Consider the following 1,603-nt stretch of genomic DNA (forward strand, 5'->3'; position numbering starts at 1 on the left):
GACGCATCACGCGCCCCCCTTGCCGAATTTCCACACCGGTATGCCCATGCCTCGCGCCTTGTCGGCGAGGTTCTGGGTGATGCCTGAACCGGGGAAGGCGATGCCCAGGTGACTGGAGCTGTCGCGGAAGAAATTGGCTGGGGGACTTGGATTCGAACCAAGGTTGACGGAGTCAGAGTCCGTAGTCCTACCGCTAGACGATCCCCCAGCAGGACGGAACCGCGATGACGCCTGGATCGGCGCCTGTGCCCAGGTGACCGGAGCTGTCGCGGAAGAAATTGGCTGGGGGACTTGGATTCGAACCAAGGTTGACGGAGTCAGAGTCCGTAGTCCTACCGCTAGACGATCCCCCAGCAGAACGGACGCGGCGGCGTTTGCCTCCATGTCCGTCGGACGGCGCGGCTTATAACACCCCTCATGGGGGATGGGTAGCCTTTTCTTGGAATTTTTTTGACGGAACCGGAATGGCCCCCGCGCCGCTCGGACGCCCGGTGCAAGGCACCCCGATGGTCGAATTGCGGGGCGCTGCCGCGTGCGCGAGGGTGGTGGTGCGGCGGCGGTTTCCTGGTCTAGGATGGGTTCCTGTGTGCCGCGCCGGCGCCGGGGCGCCCCCGAAACCATCTGGTCCAGGGCGGCTGACCGGGCGCAGGACTGGCGGCGGTGATGCCCGCTCCGGCGGGCCCGTGATGGAAAAGGCTGGTTCGGCGATGAGTGATACGGGCGTTCAGCCCCTGCCGGATGCCGGCGCCCCCCGGGGCGCGGGCCCGGGTGAGCCTTTGCGACGGCCGGTCCTGGCGGCACTGGACCTGGGCACCAACAACTGCCGCCTGCTGATTGCCCGCCCGGGGCGGGAGGGCTTCCGCATCATCGACGCCTTCTCCCGCATTGTCCGGCTGGGGGAGGGGCTGAGCCGCACCAACGCCCTGTCGGACGAGGCCATGGCCCGCACGGTGGCGGCCCTGAAGATCTGCGGCAACAAGATGCGCCGGCGCGGCGTCACCGACCTGCGCGCCGTGGCGACGGAGGCCTGCCGCCGGGCCGCCAACTGCACCGCCTTCATCGACCGCGTGGCGGAAGAGACCGGCATCCGCATCGAGATCATCTCGGCGGAGGAGGAGGCGCGGCTGGCGCTGGCCGGCTGCGCCGCCCTGCTGAACCGCCGCATTCCACGCGCCCTGGTGTTCGACATCGGCGGCGGCTCCACCGAGATCATGTGGCTGTCCTTCCACCGGGGCCGGCCCACCCTGATCGACCAGGTGTCCGTGCCGCAAGGCGTGGTCAGCCTGACGGAGACCTTCGGCGGCGACCGCGTCCTGCCGGAAGCCTATCGCGGCATGGTGGAGACGGTGGGCGCCGCCCTGGCCGACTTCGACGCTCGCAATGACATCCGGCGCGAGGTGGCGGCCGGCCGGGTGCAGATGCTGGGCACGTCCGGCACCGTCACCACCCTGGCGGGCATCCGCCTGGGCCTGACCCGCTACGACCGGTCGCAGGTCGATGGTTCCTGGCTGGGGCTGGACGAGGCGCGCGCCATCAGCAAGTTCTTGCTGTGCCTGGACTATGCCGGCCGGTCGGCCCATCCCTGCTTCGGCCAGGACGGGGC

General features: G+C 69.4%; 1 protein-coding gene, 2 tRNA genes and 1 pseudogene. 1 reads left to right on the plus strand and 3 read right to left on the minus strand.

The genetic code is table 11. From position 1 onward, the window contains the following. Positions 1-6: 6 nt before the first annotated feature. The 3 genes and pseudogenes from I55_RS38120 to I55_RS02300 all read right to left on the minus strand — a co-directional run. Positions 7-102: pseudogene (locus I55_RS38120) on the minus strand (DUF2493 domain-containing protein); the annotation flags it as partial. Positions 103-134: 32 nt separating this feature from the next. After that, a tRNA-Gln gene (locus I55_RS02295) sits at positions 135-208 on the minus strand. A gap of 71 nt (positions 209-279) precedes the next feature. Continuing rightward, positions 280-353 (minus strand) — tRNA-Gln (locus I55_RS02300). 354 nt (positions 354-707) lie between these two features. On the opposite strand from I55_RS02300, the gene I55_RS02305 reads away from it, so the two are divergent. Next, positions 708-1,603, plus strand: an 896-nt coding sequence (locus I55_RS02305) for a Ppx/GppA phosphatase family protein (RefSeq protein WP_083900782.1), incomplete at its 3' end; no start/stop codon positions are given.

It is taken from the genome of Azospirillum sp. B4 (assembly GCF_000333275.1).
Classification (GTDB): domain Bacteria; phylum Pseudomonadota; class Alphaproteobacteria; order Azospirillales; family Azospirillaceae; genus Nitrospirillum.